Source organism: Ramlibacter sp. (genome assembly GCA_019635435.1).
Classification (GTDB): domain Bacteria; phylum Pseudomonadota; class Gammaproteobacteria; order Burkholderiales; family Burkholderiaceae_C; genus JAHBZM01.
The window spans coordinates 1,067,256-1,084,886 of the sequence record JAHBZM010000001.1; the positions used below are offsets into that span (position 1 = coordinate 1,067,256).

Annotated in this window: 21 protein-coding genes; 14 read left to right on the plus strand and 7 right to left on the minus strand. The window is 68.5% G+C overall.

Features of this window, described 5'->3' with window-relative positions; genetic code table 11:
• Positions 1-87: 87 nt before the first annotated feature.
• Positions 88-915: a creatininase family protein gene (locus KF796_05065; protein MBX3585994.1), complete on the plus strand. Its 828-nt coding sequence runs from the start codon at positions 88-90 to the stop codon at positions 913-915.
• A 103-nt stretch (positions 916-1,018) separates the two neighbouring features.
• The gene (locus KF796_05070; GenBank protein ID MBX3585995.1) at positions 1,019-1,192 is read left to right on the plus strand and encodes a hypothetical protein; all 174 of its coding nucleotides are present in this window, start codon (positions 1,019-1,021) and stop codon (positions 1,190-1,192) included.
• 32 nt (positions 1,193-1,224) lie between these two features.
• Here KF796_05070 and KF796_05075 read toward each other — a convergent pair whose 3' ends face one another.
• The gene (locus KF796_05075; protein ID MBX3585996.1) at positions 1,225-1,794 is read right to left on the minus strand and encodes a TetR/AcrR family transcriptional regulator; all 570 of its coding nucleotides are present in this window, start codon (positions 1,792-1,794) and stop codon (positions 1,225-1,227) included.
• 70 nt (positions 1,795-1,864) lie between these two features.
• On the opposite strand from KF796_05075, the gene KF796_05080 reads away from it, so the two are divergent.
• The 8 genes from KF796_05080 (at position 1,865) to KF796_05115 (ending at position 9,567) form a co-directional block, all read left to right on the plus strand.
• Complete coding sequence (locus KF796_05080) at positions 1,865-2,332, plus strand: nuclear transport factor 2 family protein (protein MBX3585997.1); 468 nt, start codon at positions 1,865-1,867, stop codon at positions 2,330-2,332.
• A 38-nt stretch (positions 2,333-2,370) separates the two neighbouring features.
• Positions 2,371-3,570, plus strand: coding sequence for a PAS domain S-box protein (locus KF796_05085; GenBank protein MBX3585998.1), 1,200 nt, complete (start codon positions 2,371-2,373; stop codon positions 3,568-3,570).
• A complete protein-coding gene (locus KF796_05090; GenBank protein MBX3585999.1) occupies positions 3,563-4,228 on the plus strand; it encodes a response regulator transcription factor in 666 nt (221 codons plus the stop codon). The genes KF796_05085 and KF796_05090 overlap by 8 nt, the downstream gene beginning before the upstream one ends.
• Positions 4,229-4,361: 133 nt before the next feature.
• Positions 4,362-5,747: an ABC transporter substrate-binding protein gene (locus KF796_05095; GenBank protein ID MBX3586000.1), complete on the plus strand. Its 1,386-nt coding sequence runs from the start codon at positions 4,362-4,364 to the stop codon at positions 5,745-5,747.
• A 2-nt stretch (positions 5,748-5,749) separates the two neighbouring features.
• The gene (gene ntrB, locus KF796_05100; protein ID MBX3586001.1) at positions 5,750-6,607 is read left to right on the plus strand and encodes a nitrate ABC transporter permease; all 858 of its coding nucleotides are present in this window, start codon (positions 5,750-5,752) and stop codon (positions 6,605-6,607) included.
• 91 nt (positions 6,608-6,698) lie between these two features.
• Positions 6,699-7,499: an ABC transporter ATP-binding protein gene (locus KF796_05105; protein ID MBX3586002.1), complete on the plus strand. Its 801-nt coding sequence runs from the start codon at positions 6,699-6,701 to the stop codon at positions 7,497-7,499.
• Between the two features lie 31 nt (positions 7,500-7,530).
• Complete coding sequence (gene cynS, locus KF796_05110; GenBank protein ID MBX3586003.1) at positions 7,531-7,974, plus strand: cyanase; 444 nt, start codon at positions 7,531-7,533, stop codon at positions 7,972-7,974.
• A gap of 558 nt (positions 7,975-8,532) precedes the next feature.
• Positions 8,533-9,567 carry an RNA methyltransferase gene (locus KF796_05115; GenBank protein ID MBX3586004.1) on the plus strand — a complete coding sequence of 345 codons (1,035 nt, stop codon included), beginning with the start codon at positions 8,533-8,535 and terminating at the stop codon, positions 9,565-9,567.
• A gap of 43 nt (positions 9,568-9,610) precedes the next feature.
• On the opposite strand, the gene KF796_05120 is transcribed toward KF796_05115, so the two are convergent.
• Entirely contained in the window at positions 9,611-9,997 is a 387-nt protein-coding gene (locus KF796_05120; protein ID MBX3586005.1) for a hypothetical protein, read from the minus strand.
• A 173-nt stretch (positions 9,998-10,170) separates the two neighbouring features.
• Here KF796_05120 and KF796_05125 point away from each other — a divergent pair, with 173 nt between their 5' ends.
• Complete coding sequence (locus tag KF796_05125; protein ID MBX3586006.1) at positions 10,171-10,434, plus strand: DUF1488 family protein; 264 nt, start codon at positions 10,171-10,173, stop codon at positions 10,432-10,434.
• Here KF796_05125 and KF796_05130 read toward each other — a convergent pair.
• The gene (locus KF796_05130; protein MBX3586007.1) at positions 10,431-12,071 is read right to left on the minus strand and encodes a phosphoethanolamine--lipid A transferase; all 1,641 of its coding nucleotides are present in this window, start codon (positions 12,069-12,071) and stop codon (positions 10,431-10,433) included. The two genes, KF796_05125 and KF796_05130, sit on opposite strands and share 4 nt — an antisense overlap.
• Positions 12,068-12,766: a phosphatase PAP2 family protein gene (locus tag KF796_05135; GenBank protein ID MBX3586008.1), complete on the minus strand. Its 699-nt coding sequence runs from the start codon at positions 12,764-12,766 to the stop codon at positions 12,068-12,070. Before KF796_05135 ends, KF796_05130 begins: the two co-directional genes overlap by 4 nt.
• 67 nt (positions 12,767-12,833) lie before the next feature.
• On the opposite strand from KF796_05135, the gene KF796_05140 reads away from it, so the two are divergent.
• Genes KF796_05140 through KF796_05150 form a run of 3 tightly spaced genes read left to right on the plus strand, consistent with a single transcriptional unit; the run spans position 12,834 to position 15,146 of the window.
• Positions 12,834-13,514 carry a response regulator transcription factor gene (locus tag KF796_05140; protein MBX3586009.1) on the plus strand — a complete coding sequence of 227 codons (681 nt, stop codon included), beginning with the start codon at positions 12,834-12,836 and terminating at the stop codon, positions 13,512-13,514.
• Positions 13,511-14,887, plus strand: coding sequence for a sensor histidine kinase N-terminal domain-containing protein (locus KF796_05145; GenBank protein ID MBX3586010.1), 1,377 nt, complete (start codon positions 13,511-13,513; stop codon positions 14,885-14,887). Before KF796_05140 ends, KF796_05145 begins: the two co-directional genes overlap by 4 nt.
• A gap of 13 nt (positions 14,888-14,900) precedes the next feature.
• Positions 14,901-15,146: a hypothetical protein gene (locus KF796_05150; protein MBX3586011.1), complete on the plus strand. Its 246-nt coding sequence runs from the start codon at positions 14,901-14,903 to the stop codon at positions 15,144-15,146.
• Between the two features lie 62 nt (positions 15,147-15,208).
• Here the strand turns inward: KF796_05150 and KF796_05155 are convergent, their stop codons facing one another.
• The 3 genes from KF796_05155 to KF796_05165 all read right to left on the minus strand — a co-directional run bounded on the left by KF796_05155 (position 15,209) and on the right by KF796_05165 (position 17,571).
• On the minus strand, positions 15,209-15,880 hold the full coding sequence (locus tag KF796_05155; protein MBX3586012.1) for a histidine phosphatase family protein: 672 nt from the start codon (positions 15,878-15,880) through the stop codon (positions 15,209-15,211).
• Positions 15,881-15,967: 87 nt separating this feature from the next.
• Positions 15,968-16,942, minus strand: a complete 975-nt coding sequence (locus KF796_05160; protein MBX3586013.1) for a threonine dehydratase — start codon at positions 16,940-16,942, stop codon at positions 15,968-15,970.
• Positions 16,939-17,571 carry a LysE family translocator gene (locus KF796_05165; GenBank protein MBX3586014.1) on the minus strand — a complete coding sequence of 211 codons (633 nt, stop codon included), beginning with the start codon at positions 17,569-17,571 and terminating at the stop codon, positions 16,939-16,941. The genes KF796_05160 and KF796_05165 overlap by 4 nt, the downstream gene beginning before the upstream one ends.
• Between the last annotated feature and the right edge of the window lie 60 nt (positions 17,572-17,631).

Below are 17,631 nucleotides of genomic sequence, written 5' to 3' on the forward strand. Positions count from 1 at the left end.
TCCGCCATGCGGAATAACCCGTGGTGTCTGCGCGCCGCAACGCGCCGCCCGCCTGCGGGCCGGCAGCCTGCCCCTTAAGATGCGCCCATGCCTACCCCTTCACGCTTCTGGGCCGACCTGAGCACCACCGATTTCGCGGCGCTGGACCCGGCCACCACCGTGGCCGTGCTGCCCGTCGCCGCCATCGAGCAGCATGGCCCGCACCTGCCGCTGAGCGTGGACCAGACCCTGGTGGACGGCGTGATTGCGGCGGCGCTGCCGCAGTTGCCGGTGGATCTGCCGGCGCTGTTTTTGCCCACCCAGGCCGTGGGCTACAGCCCCGAGCATGCGGCCTTTGCCGGCACGCTCACGCTGTCGTTCGAGACGGTGACCCGCACCTGGATCGAGCTGGGTGGATGCGTGGCCCGCGCCGGCCTGAAGAAGCTGGTGCTGTTCAACAGCCATGGCGGCCAGGTCAGCCTGATGGACGTGGTGGCGCGCGAACTGCGCAACCGCTGCGGCCTGCTGGTCTACAGCGCAAGCTGGTACAGCCTGCCGCTGGGCGCCGAGGTGGACGGCCTGTTCACTGCCGAAGAGCACCGCTTTGGCATCCATGCCGGCGAGATCGAAACCTCCATGATGCTGGCACTGCGCCCGCAGGGCGTGCGCATGGCGCAAGCGCAGGACTTTGCCTCGAGCTCGCAGGGGCGCGCGGCGCGCTACCCCGTGCTGGGCAACGGCAAGAGCGCCAAGCTCGGCTGGGCCATGCAGGACTACAACCCGGCCGGCGCCGTGGGCAACGCGGCCGCGGCCACGGCCGACAAGGGCCATCAGGTGGTGCAGGCCGCAGGGCGGCAACTGGCGGCGCTGCTGCAGGAGGTGTCGGCGCTGCCGCTGGCCACCGTGGCCGGCCCGCCCGCGGCAGGTTGTTGCTAATAAGCAAATCGCACGCGCTTTTACGCGAGTCTGTGCGATGGGTCACAGTGGTTTTCACGAGGCATGCCTAGACTGCATACAGGCAGAAAGGAGAGTCATCGTGATGCAAAAACCCGTAACCGTTCCCTCCACACCGGCCCGGCGCGCACCCGTGGCTCCCCGGACCCAGGCGCGTTTTGCGCTGTGGCCCTCGCGCGGCGTCACGCCAGCGGCCCGCCCTGCGCCGGTGGATCTGCGCGACCTCGACCAGCGCGTGCGCGAAACCGGCGAGTGGTAACGCTGTAGCGCTCTGATGCCGCCGCGCGCGGCTCAGGCCGGCGCGGCCACCGGATCGATGGCCCGCAGCAACTGACGCAGGCCGCCCACGGCGGCTTTCACATCCCCCATCTGCGCGCGCACGATCGCGCCGTCCACCGCCAGCGCGGCAGCCTCCGCCGCGGCCCGGCCCTCGGCTGTGGGGGGCAGCAGCCCGGCAATCACCTGTTCCATGTCCTGTTTGTGGCGCCTTGAAATGGCCCCGGCGTCGGGCAGCGCGCCACCGACCTCGGCCACCGAGTTGATGAAGGCACAGCCGCGAAAGGCCGGGTCGGCCAGCCATTCGGCCAGCGCCGGCGCCAGGGGCGACAGGCCGCCGCCCGGCACGGCGCCGTGGCGCCCCAGTGCATCCACAAACCAGGCCATCCAGCGCTCGTGCCGGTAGTCCAGAAAGGCACGCACCAGATCGTCCTTGGAGGCAAAGTGCCGGTAGAAGGTGAGCTTGGCCACGCCCGACTCGGCAATCAGCCGGTCCACGCCCGTGGCGCGGATGCCATCACGGTAGAACAGGTCGTGCGCGGTGACCAGAATCCGGTCGCGCGCGGGCAGGGTGGTGGCTTCCATGGAATGATTGTAGACAAGTCTGTCTACTTTGTGGCAAAGTAGACAGACTTGTCTACTTCAGAGGATTGCCATGGAAACCAAACCCCCGCTGCCGCCCTTCACGCTTGAAACCGCGACCCAGAAGGTGCGCATGGCCGAGGACGCCTGGAACTCACGCGACCCGGGCCGTGTGGTGCAGGTCTATACCGAGGACACCCGCTGGCGCAACCGCGCCGAGTTCCCCGTGGGGCGCGAGCAGGTGCGCGGCTTCCTGGAGCGCAAGTGGGCGCGCGAGCTCGACTACCGGTTGATCAAGGAGCTCTGGGCCTTCACCGGCAACCGCATTGCGGTGCGCTTTGCCTATGAGTGCCACGACGACTCGGGCCAGTGGTTTCGCAGCTATGGCAACGAGAACTGGGAATTCAACGAGCAGGGCCTGATGCAGCGGCGCTTCGCCAGCATCAATGATTTGCCCATCAAACCCGAAGACCGCAAGTTCCACTGGCCGCTGGGCCGGCGGCCTGACGAGCACCCGGGCTTGTCCGATCTGGGGCTGTAACGCACCAACTTGGCACGGCCATTGCATGCACCCAAACCATGCATGCCGACTCCCTGCAACTGCTGAATCCGCCCAGGCCAGCCACCGACCCGCTGTGGCAGCACCAGCTGGGGTTGCTGCTGGAGTCCACGGGCGAGGGCATTTTCGGCGTCGATCTGGATGGCCACTGCATGTTCATCAACCGGGCCGGCGCCCTGATGCTGGGCTTTGAGCCGGCCGAGGTGCTGGGCCTGAACATGCACGAGCTGACGCACCATTCCCACGCCGACGGCTCGCCCTACCCGGACACCGACTGCCCCATCTTCAACGCCTTCCGCCAGGGCCTGCCCTGCCGCATCGACACCGAGGTGTTCTGGCGCCGCGACCGCACCTCGTTTGCGGTGGAGTATTCGAGCCACGCCATCCTGGACGGCAGCCAGGTGCGCGGCGCGGTCATCACCTTTGTCGACATCACCGAACGCAAGCGCGCGGCCGATGCCCTGCAAAAAGCCAAGGACGAGCTCGAACTGCGCGTGGCCGGCCGCACGCGGGAGCTGTCGGTGGCGCTGGGCCAGTTGCGCGAGCTGGCGGCCTATTCCGAAGCGGTGCGCGAAGAAGAGCGCACCCGCATCGCGCGCGAGGTGCATGACGAATTGGGCAGCCTGCTGGTGGCGCTCAAGATGGATGTGAACTGGCTGGACAAGCGCCTGGGCGAGCAGCAGTCGCGCGACCCGGTGGCCGCGCAGGCCATGCGCGACCGGCTGCGCTGCAAGTGCCAGGGCATGAGCCAGCAGATCGAGAACGCGGTGGACAACGTGGGCCGCATCATCACCGACCTGCGTCCCAGCATCCTCGACCACCAGGGCCTGTGGGCAGCGCTCGAATGGCAGGCCCAGGAGTTTGTGCAGTCGGCCGAGCTCGACCTGGACTGGCACATGCAGGTCGAGCGCGCGCCCGATCTGCCCGAGCCGGCCGCCATGGCGGTGTTCCGCATCTTCCAGGAGATGCTGTCCAACGTGGGGCGGCACGCCCAGGCGGGGCGGGTGGAAATCCGCATCGAAGCCGACGGCGCCCAGCTCAGCGTGCGCGTGCGCGACGACGGCTGCGGCGCCCCGCCCGAGGCCTTCGAGGCCGCCACGGCCTACGGCGTGATGGGCATGCGCGAACGGGCCCGGCATTTTGGCGGGCAGCTCGAGATTGAGAGTCAAATCGGGCTGGGGTCCACGTTCCACCTGCGCATTCCGCTATCAAATGAGTAGCAAACTGATCCGCGTGCTGATTGGCGACGACCACCGCATCGTGCGTGAGGGCGTCAAGCAGGTGCTGGCCGATGCGCCCGACATCCAGGTGTGCGCCGAGGCCGTTCATGGCGACGATGTGCTGGCCACCGTGCAGGCCCTGCAGGGGGACCAGGCCCCGGATGTGGTGCTGCTGGACATCGCCATGCCGGGGCGCGACGGCCTGGAGGTGCTGCAGGAGCTGCGCAAGCGCTGGCCGGCCCTGCCGGTGCTCATGCTCAGCACCTACCCCGAGAAGCAGTACGCGGTGCGCTGCATCAAGCTGGGTGCCGCCGGCTACCTCAACAAGAGCGCCGATGCCGACGACATGGTGGCTGCCGTGCGCAAGGTGGCCGGGGGCGGCCTCTATGTGACGCCCGCCACCGCCGAAGCCCTGGCCAGCGCGCTGGGCGGCGCGTCGGCCAGGGCCGGGCCCGAGGCGCTCTCGCACCGCGAGCACCAGGTGTTCCGGCTGCTCACGGCCGGGCATTCGGTGAGCGAAATTGGTGCACAGCTCAATCTCGCGTCCAACACGGTCAGCACCTACCGCGCGCGCATCCTTGAAAAGACCGGCACCAAGAACGACGTGGAGCTCGCCCTGTACGCCGAACGCCATGCCAGAAGGCCGGGTCCGGGCTGAAACAGGCCGGGTTTGTAGGGCTGCCCCTACACCGCTTCAGTGAGCCTGCCGTCATTTGCGCACAGGCACGCGGCCAGGCCCAAACAGGCGCGCTGCTTGCAACGACGCTGCATCTTCCACAAAGAGGTGCACCATGTCCAAACTGCCCACGACGACCACCACCGCACGGCACGACCCCTATGACGCCGACCGCCCGCTGATGCTGCGTTGCAGCTGTGGCCAGAACCACAGTCCGCAGGAGCACCACGCGGCGCTGGCCGCGCAGGCTGAGGAAATGGCCAACAACCACCTCGAGGCCAGCCTGATGAAGGCGCTGTTCCCGGTGGACAGCGTGCGCCGCAACTTCCTCAAGGCCGTGGGCGCCAACACGGCGCGCGCGGCCATTGCCTCGGTGTTGCCGCTGGGTGCCCTGCAGGCCATGGCCCAGGACAAGGGCCCGCTGGAGAAGACCAACCTGAAGATCGGCTTCATTCCCATCACCTGTGCCACGCCGCTGATCATGGCGCACCCGCTGGGCTTCTACCAGAAGCAGGGCCTGAACGTGGACGTGGTCAAGACGGCAGGCTGGGCGCTGATCCGCGACAAGATGCTCAACAAGGAATACGACGCCACGCACTTCCTCAGCCCCATGCCGCTGGCGATTTCCATGGGCGCGGGCAGCAACCAGGTGCCCATGAACGTGGCCACCATCCAGAACACCAACGGCCAGGCCATCACGCTGGCCAACAAGCACAAGGACAAGCGCGACCCCAAGATGTGGAAGGGCTTCAAGTTTGCCGTGCCGTTCGAGTACAGCATGCACAACTTCCTGCTGCGCTACTACGTGGCCGAGCATGGCCTGAACCCCGACACCGACATCCAGATCCGCGTGGTGCCGCCGCCCGAGATGGTGGCCAACCTGCGCGCCGGCAACATCGACGGCTACCTGGGCCCGGATCCGTTCAACCAGCGCGCGGTGTACGAGGAAATCGGCTTCCTGCATGTGCTGACCAAGGACCTGTGGAACGGCCATCCCTGCTGCGCCTTTGGCACCAGCACGGAGTTCATCCAGAAGAACCCCAACACCTTTGCCGCGCTGTACCGCGCGGTGCTCACCGCGGCGGCCATGGCGCGCGACCCCAAGAACCGCGAGCTGATCGCCAAGGTGATCTCGCCCACCCAGTACCTGAACCAGCCCGAGACCGTGGTGGCGCAGGTGCTCACGGGCAAGTTTGCCGACGGCCTGGGCAACATCCGCACGGTGCCCGACCGCGCCGACTTCGACCCCATGCCCTGGCAGAGCATGGCGGTGTGGATGCTCACGCAGATGAAGCGCTGGGGCTATGTGAAGGGCGACATCAACTACAAGCAGATCGCCGAAAAGGTGTTCCTGCTGACCGACGCCAAGAAGCACATGAAGGAGCTGGACCAGAAAGTGCCCGATGGCGCCTACCCCAAGTTCACCATCATGGGCAAGGTGTTTGACCCGGCCAGGCCTGACGACTATGTCAAGAGCTTTGCCATCAGCAAGCAGGCCTGAGCATGACGTCCTCGCTCAACGTCAAGGCGACGCTGGTGTCGCTGCTGATCCTGGTGCTGACCGTCGGCCTCTGGTATGCCGCGACCCTGCCCAGGGCCGGCAGCGGCACGGCGGGCATGACCGCCGAGCAGATTGAATACCAGAAGATGCTGGGCAAGGACCCGGGCGCCGCCAAGACCGGCGGCTTTCCGACGCCGGCCCAGATGGGCGAGACCATCTGGAAGCATGTGTCCAACCCGGTCTATGACAACGGGCCCAACGACAAGGGCATCCTGATCCAGCTCGCCTATTCGCTGGGCCGCGTGGGGCTGGGTTTTTTGCTGGCCTGCATCGTGGCGGTGCCGCTGGGCTTTGTGATCGGCATGAGCCCGCTGCTCAGCCGGGCGTTCGACCCGTTCATCCAGGTGCTCAAGCCCATCAGCCCGCTGGCCTGGATGCCGCTGGCGCTGTACACCATCAAGGACTCGTCGGCCTCGGGCGTGTTCGTGATCTTCATCTGCTCGATCTGGCCGATGCTGATCAACACCGCGTTTGGCGTGGCCTCGGTGCGGCGCGACTGGCTCAACGTGGCCCTGACGCTGGAGGTGAGCCCGCTGCGCAAGGCGTTCCGCGTGATCCTGCCGGCGGCGGCGCCGACCATCCTGACTGGCATGCGCATCAGCATGAGCATTGCCTGGCTGGTGATTGTGGCGGCCGAGATGCTGGTGGGCGGCACCGGCATCGGCTACTTTGTGTGGAACGAGTGGAACAACCTGTCACTCACCAACGTGATCTTTGCCATTGGCGTGATCGGCGTGGTCGGCATGCTGCTTGACCTGGTGTTTGGCCAGCTGCAGAAGTGGGTGACCTATGTTGAGTGACGCAGGCGCCAGCGGCTGGAGCGAGGCCGAAACCAGCTGGGCCCGGGCCGAACCACCTTCCTTGCCCACCGCCCCCAAGAAAGACCCCGCCATGCAAGGCTTCCTCAAGATTGAAGGCCTGTCACGGGCCTTCAACCCGGCCAAACCGGTGTTTGCCGACGTGAGCTTCACGCTGGACCGCGGCGAGTTCGTCTGCATCATCGGCCACTCGGGCTGCGGCAAGACCACCATCCTCAATGTGCTGGCCGGGCTGGACACCGCCACCGGCGGCCATGTGTTCATGGACGGGCGCGAAGTGGCCGGCCCCAGCCTGGAGCGCGGCGTGGTGTTCCAGGGCCATGCGCTCATGCCCTGGCTCACGGTGCGCCGCAACATTGCCTTTGCCGTGGAGTCGCGCTGGCCCGAATGGAGCCGCGCGCAGGTCAACGAGCAGGTGGAAAAGTTCGTGGCCATGGTGGGCCTGTCGCCCGCCATCGACAAGAAGCCCTCGCAGCTGTCGGGTGGCATGAAGCAGCGCGTGGGCATTGCACGCGCCTTTGCCATCAGCCCCAAGATGCTGCTGCTGGACGAGCCCTTTGGCGCGCTGGACGCGTTGACGCGCGGCACCATTCAGGACGAACTCATGGCCATCGTGCGCGAGACGCAGCAGACGGTGTTCATGATCACCCACGACGTGGACGAGGCCATCCTGCTGGCCGACCGCATCCTGCTCATGAGCAATGGTTCGGAAGGTCCGGGTGGTTATGTGCCCGGCGGCATTGCCGAAACCGTGACCAACACCCTGCCGCGCGGCCGCAACCGTGCCGGCCTGCACCACCTACCGGGCTACTACGAGCTGCGCAACCACATCGTCGATTTCCTCGTCACCCGGGCCCGGGCTGGCGAACACTGAAACCATCCCCTCAATTCAAAAGGAGCCAACCATGAACCGCAACGACGTCACCGAAAAAATCATCACCGCCAAGGTGTCCAAGGGCATCACCTGGGAATCCGTGGCCAAGAAAGTAGGCCTGTCCAAGGAGTGGACCACCGCCGCCTGCCTGGGCCAGATGACGCTGGACGACAAGCAGTCCAAGATCATCGGCAAGATCTTCGGCCTCACGGCTGAAGAGCAGAAGTGGCTCAAGGTCGTGCCCTACAAGGGCTCGCTGCCCACCTCGGTGCCCACCGATCCGCTGATCTACCGCCTGTACGAGGTGGTCAGCGTCTATGGCACGACCATGAAAGAGCTGATTCATGAAGAATTCGGCGACGGCATCATGAGCGCCATCGATTTCTCCATGGACATCCAGCGCCAGGCCGACCCCAAGGGCGACCGCGTCAACATGGTGCTGTCGGGCAAGTTCCTGCCTTACAAGCAGTACTGATTTTTTTTGTCGCTCGCCGCTTCGCACCGGGCTGTGCGCGGCGGGGGCTCACACTGGGGCGGTGGGCGCTTTGCGCCCACTGCGCTGCGGTGCTCGGCACAGGGTCGCGCCGCGGAACTCGCTGCGTGCGCTTTGCGCACTCCGCTCAGACAACCGCGGCGAGCTAGATGACGAAGCGCGCTGCGCGCGCCGACCCTGCGCCTGCGCTCCTCGCCGCCCCAGAGATCGCCCCCGCCGCGCACAGCCCGGCGCGAAGCGGGGAAGTGGCGCTCAAACTGTGGGCGTGCCAACACTGTCGCGGCAAAGGCGTGTGCGCACACCCGGCAGCGCGCCTCTGAAGCGCCGAGCAGCACAGGGCTTGCGGCCTGCGCGCTTTGCGCGCTTCGTCAACTGACTCACCGCAGCTGTTTGAGCGAAGCGCGCAGCGCGTAGCGAGTTCTGCGGTGCGCCGCAAGCACGAGCAGCGCAGGGCAGTCGCCGCAGGCGACCGCTTCAGTGAAGCGTTGCCGGGTGTGCGCGCACGCCTTTGACGCGAGCGCACCAAAACTAGAATCCGGCATGCGCATCGAAACTCTTCGTCAACGCCTGCGCGCCCTGGGCGCCGGGCCTGCGCACGAGCATCGGGTGCTGCGCCTGTGGTCCCAGGCCCTGCCGCAGGACGCCGGCAAGAGGCGGCTCGAAGACTTCATGCCACGCCCGTTGCGTGAGGCGCTGCCAGCGCTCGGGGAAGAACTCGCGGGCCTGGCCCGGCTGCAATCCGAGCATCCGGGGCAGGACGGTTCGTCGCGCCTGCTGGTGGAACTGGCCGACGGCCAGACCGTGGAAAGCGTGCTGTTGCCGCGCGGTGGCCTGTGCGTGTCCACCCAGGTGGGGTGCGCGGTGGGCTGTGTGTTCTGCATGACCGGGCAGGGCGGCCTGGTGCGGCAGGTCAGCAGCGGCGAGATCGTGGCCCAGGTGGCGCTGGCGCGCCGCTTGCGCCCGGTCAGCAAGGTGGTGTTCATGGGCATGGGCGAGCCCGCGCACAACCTGGACAACGTGCTCGAAGCCATCGACCTGCTGGGCACGGCTGGCAACATTGGCCACAAGAACCTGGTGTTCTCCACCGTGGGTGACCCAAGGGTCTTTGAAAGGCTGCCGCTGGGCCCGGTCAAGCCCGCGCTGGCGCTTTCCTTGCATACCACCAAGCCCGGCTTGCGGGCCGAGCTGCTGCCCAGAGCGCCGCGCATGGCGCCCGATGAGTTGGTGGCGCTGGGCGAGGCCTATGCCCGCAGCACCGGCTACCCCATTCAGTACCAGTGGACGCTGCTGGATGGCGTCAACGATGGCGACGATGAGATCGAGGGCATCGTGGCGCTGCTCAAGGGCAAGTACGCGGTGATGAACCTGATCCCCTACAACACCGTGCCCGACCTGCCGTTCCGGCGCCCGGCCTGGGAACGGGCCGCGCTCATGGCGCGCCGCCTGCACCAGCAAGGCGTGCTGGCCAAGCTGCGGCAGTCGGCCGGACAGGATGTGGATGCGGGCTGCGGCCAGTTGCGGGCTCGCGCGGCGGCGCCCCGCCAGCGCGTGGTCCGCATCGCTGCAGCGGGCTGACGGGGCGGGGCTGGCGCTGCGCGCCTGCCTCTGGTCCGGGGACTTACTGGACCGGCACTTCCACTTCGCGGATCAAGCCGCCGCCGTTGACGCTGCCTTGCACCGTCCCCTGGCGGATGCGCAGCACGCAGGCGTCGCGGTCAGCAGGCGGCTGGGCGTTGCAGCGGGCCAGCGCGTTGGCTTCGTAGTCGGTGCTGCCGGTGGAGGCGAGGTCGCCCTTGCGGGCCTGGGCATAGGCGGCCCCGGCCTCGCGCAGGCAGGTGGCGCGGTCCTGCTGCGATTGCCCGCTGAGGCAGACGGCGCGTTCCTGCTGGTAGCGCTCCTGCGCGGCCGACGGCGCGCGCGTGCCCGCGGCGAACGCGGCGGACGTGCCCAGCGCGACAAGAGCAGTAGCGGCGAGGCCGCGGAGGATCAGTCGATTGGCTTGCATGGTGAACTCCTGGATGTCGTCAAATGACATGCTGCAAGCATCGTTGCGCGGGCCCGTGGAACCTGTGCGCGTGCTGCCAATCCAGGCGTAGGACGCTGCCCTCTTGCGTGTGGGAAGCGGGTTGACGTCGGGCGCCATGCCTTCTTACACTCGGTTACTGACTGGAGGTGGACATGGCTGGCATCAGCATTTCGAACCCCGTCGCCCAAGGACTGGACGGCGTCGCATTTTCTGGCGAGCGTGACGGTGTGACGCACAGCTTCGTGGTGTCGCGCGAGGCGCTCGAGGACGTGGCCTACGAGATGCTTGAAACACCCGAGGCCCTGCTGGCGGCCTTCGGCCAGCACCAGCAGGGCGTGGCCGACGCGGCCTGCCTCGCGCTGGACGCGGGCGCCACGGGCTCACCCGCCATCACGCTGGCTTCGCTGCTGTCCTAGGGCCTGGCGCAACGGGCGTAGGGGTCCAGCGCGCGCTGGTACACCTGCGTCTGCACGCCCATCAGGCCCAGCACCGAGTGGAAGTAGTTGTCGTGGGAGACCTGGGCATCGCCTTCCTTGCGCAGGCATTCGGTGCTCAGGCCGCTGCGCCGCGCAAAGCCCGTTGACAGCCAGGTGATCCAGGGCACGTGCTTCTGCACGTCGGGTGCAATGGCATAGGGCAGGCCATGCAGGTAGAGGTTGTTTTCGCCCAGCGACTCGCCATGGTCGGCCACATAGACCATGGCCGCGTCATAGCTGGACTCGCGCCCCTTGAGCCAGCCGATGGTCGAGGCCAGGAAGTGGTCGGTGTAGGCAATGGAGTTGTCATAGGCATTGACCACCTGCTCGCGGCTGCAGCGCTGCAGGTCCACGGTGCGGCACTCGGGCAGGAAGCGCTTGTAGGCCTCGGGCGAGCGCTGCCAGTAGGCCGGGCCGTGGCTGCCCATCTGGTGCAGCACCAGCACCACGCCACGCGCGCGGCGCTCGGCGGGCAGCGCCGCCAGCCGCTCGTCCAGGCCTTCCAGCATGATGCCGTCCAGGCATTCGCCGGTGGTGCAAAGCGCGGGGTTTTTGATATGGCTGGTATCGGCGTGGGGCACGCGTTCACAGGTGCCCTTGCAGCCCGACTGGTTGTCCAGCCACAGCACCGCCAGGCCTGCGCGCTGCAGCACGTCCAGCAGGCCTTCGTAATTGTGGGGCCGTGATTCAAAGTCGCTGCGGCCCAGGTGCGAGAACATGCACGGCACCGAGGCGGCCGTGCTGGTGCCGCACGACCAGGCGTTGCGCCAGCTCGCCACGTCTTCCCTGGCCAGCTCGGTGTTGGTGGGCCGGGCATAGCCGTTGAGGCTGAAGTTGCCGCTGCGCCCGGTCTCGCCCAGCACCAGCACCAGCAGCGGCGGCCGGGCGCCGGCCGGCGCCGGCGCGAGCCGGGCGTCCTGGCCGATCGCTTCCATGATGGATTCATCACGGCGCAGCGGCTGCGCGGCCAGGTAACCCAGTGCATACACCGAGTTGAGCGGGTTCATCAGGTAGCGCACCTGCTTGTGGTTGCGCATGGTCGAGGACAGCGGCTGGAAGCTTGCGAGCAACACTGCCACCAGCAGCGCGCTGGCGCCCAGCAGGCCCAGCAGGTTGTGCAGCAGCCGGCGTGGCCAGCGCCCGTAGTCCAGCGGGGTGCGCCAGACCACGGCCACCGGCAGCACACCCAGCACCAGCACCAGGGCCCCCAGGCGCAGGCTCAGCAGGTCGGCGGCCTCGGCCGGGTTGGTCTGCAGCACATTGACCATCATGGTCGCGTCGATCACCACGCGGTAGCTCAGCATGAAATGGGCGCCAAAGGCCGCGGCCAGCAGCAGGAAAGTGAGCGCCGGCTTGAGCGTCCAGCGCCAGGCCAGGAGGCACAGCAGGGCCATGAGCGCCAGCGCGATGATCAGCGACAGCGCAGCGCCAAAGGCCCAGCCGGCGGGGCTGTCCAGCAGCGCCAGCGTGCCCAGTTCGCGCCACAGGGCGCCGTTGGCGGCCGTGGCCATCCAGGCGCTGGCGAGGGTGATCAGCCACAGCGGGTTGCGCAGGTTCCAGTTCAGGGGGAGCTTCATTCCAGGATTTCCGTTTCAGCCAGCAGGTGGCGGCCTTCTGCCCAGGACCAGGCGCCATCCAGTGCCCAGGCCAGGCACCAGCATACCCAGCCGGTCCACAGAGTGTGACTCATGAAATGGGCGCCCCGCATCTGCTGCGACCAGCCGAGCGCCAGCCCGGCGGCCACAGCGGACAGGAGCCAGGCGCGCGCCAGGCGCGGCGCCCGCCCGCGAAAGGCGAAATAGCCGCCCGCAAAGGCGAAGCCGGCGGAGGCGTGGCCGGCCGGAAAGCAGCGGCCGGGGCCGCCATCGGTCAGTGCCAGTGCCCAGTGCGAGACGTAGTGCGCCACGCCGCCAAATTCGGCCAGGTCCCAGGGGCAGCTGGTGCGGTTGAACGATTTGAGGATGCTGATCAGCGCCACGGCCAGCAGCGTGGTGCTGGCCAGCTGCAGCCGGCGGTTGAAGGCGAGCCGCTTCAGCGGGCCCACCGGCCACCAGGCGCCCAGGCTCAGGCCCAGTGCCAGCGCCCAGGCCAGGCGCCGCCCGCCTTCATGGGCCACGTTCTCGAGCCACCAGTTGTCGTGCAGCGGGAAGCCGGCGGCGCCGCCAAACCAGTGCGCCATGGGCCGGTCCAGCCCCGAAAAATCCCAGGCCAGCAGAAGGAGCGTCAAGCCGGCCGTGGCCAGGGCCAGGTGCCTGGCGGAAGCGGTTTGCATGGACCCGAGCGTGCGCGCAGTGGCTTAAGTCCGCCTTAACGGCGCCGGCGCATCGCACAATGCAGGCATGCGCGTACTGGTGGTGGAAGACGACGAAGGGATTGCCGCAGGCCTGCAGGCCCATCTGCAGCCACTGGGCTGGGCCGTGGACCTGACCGACGGGGTGGCCGCGGGCTGGGCGGCCCTGTGCAGCGAGCCGTTCGATCTGGTCCTGCTGGACCTGGGCCTGCGCGACGGTGACGGCGCCACCTTGCTGCAGCGCCTGCGCGCGGCGCCCCCGGGCCTGCCCGCCCCCGAGACCCCGGTGCTGATCATGACCGCGCGCGACCAGGTGGCCTCGCGCATCGCCGCGCTGGACATGGGCGCCGACGACTATGTCACCAAGCCGTTTGACCCCGACGAACTGGCGGCCCGCATGCGGGCCCTGCACCGCCGCGCGGCCGGGCGGGCCCAGCCGGTGCTGGCATGCGGCGACCTGCGCATCGACCCCGCCGCCCGCACCGTGCTGCAGGACGGGCGGCCGGTGGTGCTGTCGGCGCGCGAATTCGGTGTGCTGCTGGCCCTGGTGGAAGTCCGCCCGAGGGTGCTGTCGCGCGCCCAGATCGAGGCCAAGCTGTACAACTGGGACCAGGCGCTGGACAGCAACGCCATCGAGGTCCATGTGCACCACCTGCGCCGCAAGCTGGGCGAAGGCGTGATCCGCACCCTGCGCGGCGTCGGCTACTTTGTGGCGGAGGACACCCCGTGAGCGCGGCCCCGTCCCTCACGCGCCACCTGCTGGCCTGGTCGCTGGGCGCGCTGGCGCTGGTCTGGCTGATCTTTGTGGTGGCCGGTTACCGCACGGGCAAGCACGAGGCCGACGAACTGACCGACGGCCACCTGGCCGGCGTGGCGGCGCTGATGCTGTCCACGCGCAATGACCACTTCTTCGAGCGCGAGGACCCGGCCGCGCTGGCCAACCAGCCCGACCTGCGCAGCCATGACTACCAGCAGTCGATCAGCGTGGTGGTGTGGGATGCCGCGGGCCGGCTGGTGACGCGCACCGGCGAGGCGCCCACGCCGGCATTCAGCGATGCCGAAGGCTATGAAACCCTGAAGCTTGGCAACCCGCCAAAGCCCTGGCGCAGCTTTGCGCGCTGGGACGGGCCGGACCACCAGCGCAAGGTCATGGTGCTGCTCAGCGTGCGCGAGCGCGATGACCTGGCCAGGGACATTGGCGAACAGGTGGTCGGGCCCGGCCTGTGGCTGCTGCCCGCCGTGGCACTGGTGCTGGGCCTGGCGATCCGCCGGGGCCTGCGGCCGCTGTATGACCTGTCGCGCGATGTGCATGCGCTGGACGTCCATGGCGACGCGCCGCTGCACCAGGCCCATCCCCAGGTCGAGTTCCAGGCCGTGGTGGACGCCATCAACCTGCTGGCCGCGCGCTACCACGCGGCGCTGGCGGGCGAGCGCGAGCTGGCCAACGAAATTGCGCACGAGCTGCGCACCCCGCTCGCGTCGCTCACGCTGCAGGCGCGGGTGCTGCGTGACGGTGGGGCGGGGGTGGACCGCGAGCAGGCGCTGCGCCGGCTGGAGAGCGACGCCCTGCGCGCGGGCCAGGTGCTGGCCGACCTGCTGGCGCTGGCGCGTGCCAGCCGCGCCGAGCTGGCCGGGTCCGCGCAGGCCCTGGACCTGGCCGAGCTGGCGCGCGAGGTCATGGCCAACTTTGCCCAGCCCGCGCTGGACAGCGGCCACGAGCTGGCTCTGGTCAGCCCCGGCCCGTTCCCCTTGACCGGCCACCCCGTGCTGCTCGCGCTGGCGGTGCGCAACCTGCTGGAGAACGCGCTGGCCCACACGCCGCGTGGCAGCCGGGTCGAGCTGCAACTTGATTCGCAGGCGCGCTGGCTCCAGGTCTGTGACGACGCAGGGCAGGATGCGAGCGGGGCGGGTGAACCCCCCAGCCCCTCGGGGAAGGCGGCGACCGCGCTGGGCCTGGGCCTGGGGCACCGGGTGGTGCGCAAGATCGCGGCGATACACGGCGCCGCGTTCACCCAGGTCACGCCGCCCGCGGGCTTCCATCGCTGCGACCGGCTGAGCTTCGCGCAGGCGCCTCAGGCGCAGGCGTCATACTCGCAGCCCTGAGAAAAGGAATTTCATGAGCGATTGGGCACAAGACATGGCGGCCGTGACCGCCGTGGCCGAGCAAAGGCAGGCCGCTGAGGCGGCCGCCGAACAACGATTTGACGCCATCCACGCCGAGGCCACCCAGGCCGGCCAGCTGGAGCAGGTGCACCAGACCCCCGAGTGCCGCGACTGGCTCGCCGCGCGCCACGCCACCGACGAGGCCTGGGGCAGCTGGGCCCAGCTGATGGACCGCAAGCCGGACACCCAGGCCGGCTAGATTGCTACGCTTTCAATAGCACAAAGTGGCCGCCAGTCCTGGACTCCAGGCCAATTTGACACTCAAGCGTAGGTGACCCAGTCCTTGTAGGGCGCCTCGTCGAGGTGCGGCAGGGTGTTGTAGGTCACCAGCATGTGGCGCTTGGGCGTGAAGGCAAATTCGGTCACGCTGCTGTTGCGGATGCGCAGGTTCAGCTCGATCGTGGTTTCGGGGCTGGTGCCCAGCACATGGCCCACGGCCGTGGAGATCGGCCCGCCGCTGCTCACCACCAGCACGTTCTTGCCATGGTGCTGCGTGCGCACGTGGTCCAGCGCACGGGTAATGCCGGCCACGAAATCGTTGTAGCTGGGCATGCCGCGCGGGCTCACCACGCCAGCCATCCACTGCGCCAGGCCGTCGCGCAGCAGCCGGAAGTGGTGGCGGTACATCTCGGGGGAGGTGGGCTTCTCGAGCTTGTGCGGGTGAATGGCGCTGATCACCGCCTCGCTGTCGTACTCGTTCAGGCCAGGCCACTGCAACACCTCGGCCTGCAGGCCCAGGCCCTGCGCGATGCCGTTGAAGGTCTCGGTGTGGCGGCGCAGCGTGCCGGTGATCACGGCGTCAAACGCCATGCCGCGCGCCGCGAAGTATTCACCCAGCCTCACGCTCTGCTGGTGGCCGAGCGTGCTGAGCTTGTCGTAGTCGTCTTCGCCAAATGAGGCCTGGCCGTGGCGCACGAGGTAGAGGTTTCCCATGCGTGCATTCTGGCGAGGCGCCGCGCTGCGCCAAGTCACCCCCGCGACCAATGGGCCCGTCGCTGTCTGGCGCGGGACACCAGGGCTTCAGGCGTTCCCGCCCGCCAGCACCCGCGCGAACACCTCGCTGTCCACATTGCCACCGCACAGGGTGATGCCCACGGCCTGGCCCTGCAGGCGTTCACGCTGCTGCATGGCCGCGGCCAGCGACGCGGCACCGGCGCCTTCAGCCACGTTGTGGGTGTCGGCAAACAGCACGCGCATGGCGTGCGCCACTTCGGCGTCGGTCACGGCCACCACCTCGTCGGCCTCGCGCAGCACCACGGCCAGTGACTGCGCATCAGGCACGCGGCAAGCCATGCCGTCGGCCAGCTGGGTCGTGACCGGCGCCTCGAGCAGCTTGCCGGCGCGAAACGAATCAAGGTAGGCCGTGGCATGGGCCGAGACCACGCCCACCAGCTTGCAGCGCGCGCCCGTGTGCGCCCGCGCCGCCGCTGCCGCGCAAAAGCCCGAGCCCTGGCCAATGGGCACGAACACCACGGCGGGCGCCTCGCCCGCGGCAAAGCTCTCGAAGAACTCCACCCAATAGGTCATGACGCCGCGGATCAGGTCACGGTGGAAGGACGGCACCATGTGCAGGCGCTGGGCTGCGGCCAGGCCGACCGCGTGCTCGCGCGCGGCCTGGAAGTCCTCGCCATGCGCCACCAGCGTGACGCCCAGCGCGCGCATGGCGGCATTCTTCTCCACCGAGTTGCCGTGCGGCACCACGATGGTGGCGGCCAGGCCGTGGCGGCGCGCCGCAAACCCCACCGACTGGCCGTGGTTGCCGCGCGTGGCGCTGATCACGCCGGGCAGCGCGGCGCCCGACTGGCGCAGCGCGTCGAAATAGGTCAGCCCGCCGCGCACCTTGAAGGCGCCGGCCGGCGTGTGGTTCTCGTGCTTGACCCAGGCCTTGAAGCCCAGGCGCTGCTGCAGCAGCGGCCAGGCGTATTGCGGCGTGGGCGGCATGGCCGCGTACACGGTGCGCTGGGCGGCCTGGACCTCGTCGCGGCTGAAGTTCATGTTTTCTCCGTGAAGGCAATGCGCACGGCCAGCGCCGCGAGCACGCTGCCCATGACGTAGCGCTGCGCGCGCAGCCAGCCTGCGCTGCGCGACAGGAAGGCCGTGAGCCGGCCGGCGCACAGGATGATGAGCACATTGATGCCGCCGCTCACCGCGATCTGCACCGCCCCCAGCGCCAGGCTTTGCAGCAGCACGCTGCCGCGTTCGGGGTGCAGGAACTGCGGAAAGAACGACAGGTAGAACATGGCCACCTTGGGGTTGAGCAGGTTGGTCAGAAAGCCCATGCGGAACAGCTTGCCCGGCGGGTCCACGGGCAGGGCGCGGGCCTCGAACGGCGCGCTGCCCCCGGGCTTGATGGCCTGCCAGGCCAGCCACAGCAGGTAGGCTGCGCCGGTCAGGCGGATCGCGTCAAACGCCACCGGCACGGCCGCCAGCAGCGCGGTCAGGCCCAGGGCCGCGGCCATCAGGTGCGCCACAAAGCCCAGCACCACGCCGGCCAGCGAGAGCAGGCCCGCGCGGCGGCCCTGTACCAGCGTGCGCGAGACGCAATAAATCATGTTCGGGCCGGGCGTGAGCACCAGCGCCAGCGCCGCCAGGGCGAACCAGCCGAGTTCGGTGAAGGTGAGCATGTCAGTTGCCGCCGGGCCGCCCCAAGGCGACTGAGGCCCCCTCGGGGGGCAGCGAAGCAC

What these genes read in the sequence shown, in the direction of transcription:
- KF796_05065 (MBX3585994.1), top strand. Translation starts at nt 88, where the DNA reads ATGCCTACCCCTTCACGCTTCTGGGCCGACCTGAGCACCACCGATTTC.
- KF796_05070 (MBX3585995.1), top strand. Translation starts at nt 1,019, where the DNA reads ATGCAAAAACCCGTAACCGTTCCCTCCACACCGGCCCGGCGCGCACCC.
- KF796_05075 (MBX3585996.1), bottom strand. Translation starts at nt 1,794, where the DNA reads ATGGAAGCCACCACCCTGCCCGCGCGCGACCGGATTCTGGTCACCGCG.
- KF796_05080 (MBX3585997.1), top strand. Translation starts at nt 1,865, where the DNA reads ATGGAAACCAAACCCCCGCTGCCGCCCTTCACGCTTGAAACCGCGACC.
- KF796_05085 (MBX3585998.1), top strand. Translation starts at nt 2,371, where the DNA reads ATGCATGCCGACTCCCTGCAACTGCTGAATCCGCCCAGGCCAGCCACC.
- KF796_05090 (MBX3585999.1), top strand. Translation starts at nt 3,563, where the DNA reads ATGAGTAGCAAACTGATCCGCGTGCTGATTGGCGACGACCACCGCATC.
- KF796_05095 (MBX3586000.1), top strand. Translation starts at nt 4,362, where the DNA reads ATGTCCAAACTGCCCACGACGACCACCACCGCACGGCACGACCCCTAT.
- ntrB (MBX3586001.1), top strand. Translation starts at nt 5,750, where the DNA reads ATGACGTCCTCGCTCAACGTCAAGGCGACGCTGGTGTCGCTGCTGATC.
- KF796_05105 (MBX3586002.1), top strand. Translation starts at nt 6,699, where the DNA reads ATGCAAGGCTTCCTCAAGATTGAAGGCCTGTCACGGGCCTTCAACCCG.
- cynS (MBX3586003.1), top strand. Translation starts at nt 7,531, where the DNA reads ATGAACCGCAACGACGTCACCGAAAAAATCATCACCGCCAAGGTGTCC.
- KF796_05115 (MBX3586004.1), top strand. Translation starts at nt 8,533, where the DNA reads ATGCGCATCGAAACTCTTCGTCAACGCCTGCGCGCCCTGGGCGCCGGG.
- KF796_05120 (MBX3586005.1), bottom strand. Translation starts at nt 9,997, where the DNA reads ATGCAAGCCAATCGACTGATCCTCCGCGGCCTCGCCGCTACTGCTCTT.
- KF796_05125 (MBX3586006.1), top strand. Translation starts at nt 10,171, where the DNA reads ATGGCTGGCATCAGCATTTCGAACCCCGTCGCCCAAGGACTGGACGGC.
- KF796_05130 (MBX3586007.1), bottom strand. Translation starts at nt 12,071, where the DNA reads ATGAAGCTCCCCCTGAACTGGAACCTGCGCAACCCGCTGTGGCTGATC.
- KF796_05135 (MBX3586008.1), bottom strand. Translation starts at nt 12,766, where the DNA reads ATGCAAACCGCTTCCGCCAGGCACCTGGCCCTGGCCACGGCCGGCTTG.
- KF796_05140 (MBX3586009.1), top strand. Translation starts at nt 12,834, where the DNA reads ATGCGCGTACTGGTGGTGGAAGACGACGAAGGGATTGCCGCAGGCCTG.
- KF796_05150 (MBX3586011.1), top strand. Translation starts at nt 14,901, where the DNA reads ATGAGCGATTGGGCACAAGACATGGCGGCCGTGACCGCCGTGGCCGAG.
- KF796_05155 (MBX3586012.1), bottom strand. Translation starts at nt 15,880, where the DNA reads ATGGGAAACCTCTACCTCGTGCGCCACGGCCAGGCCTCATTTGGCGAA.
- KF796_05160 (MBX3586013.1), bottom strand. Translation starts at nt 16,942, where the DNA reads ATGAACTTCAGCCGCGACGAGGTCCAGGCCGCCCAGCGCACCGTGTAC.
- KF796_05165 (MBX3586014.1), bottom strand. Translation starts at nt 17,571, where the DNA reads ATGCTCACCTTCACCGAACTCGGCTGGTTCGCCCTGGCGGCGCTGGCG.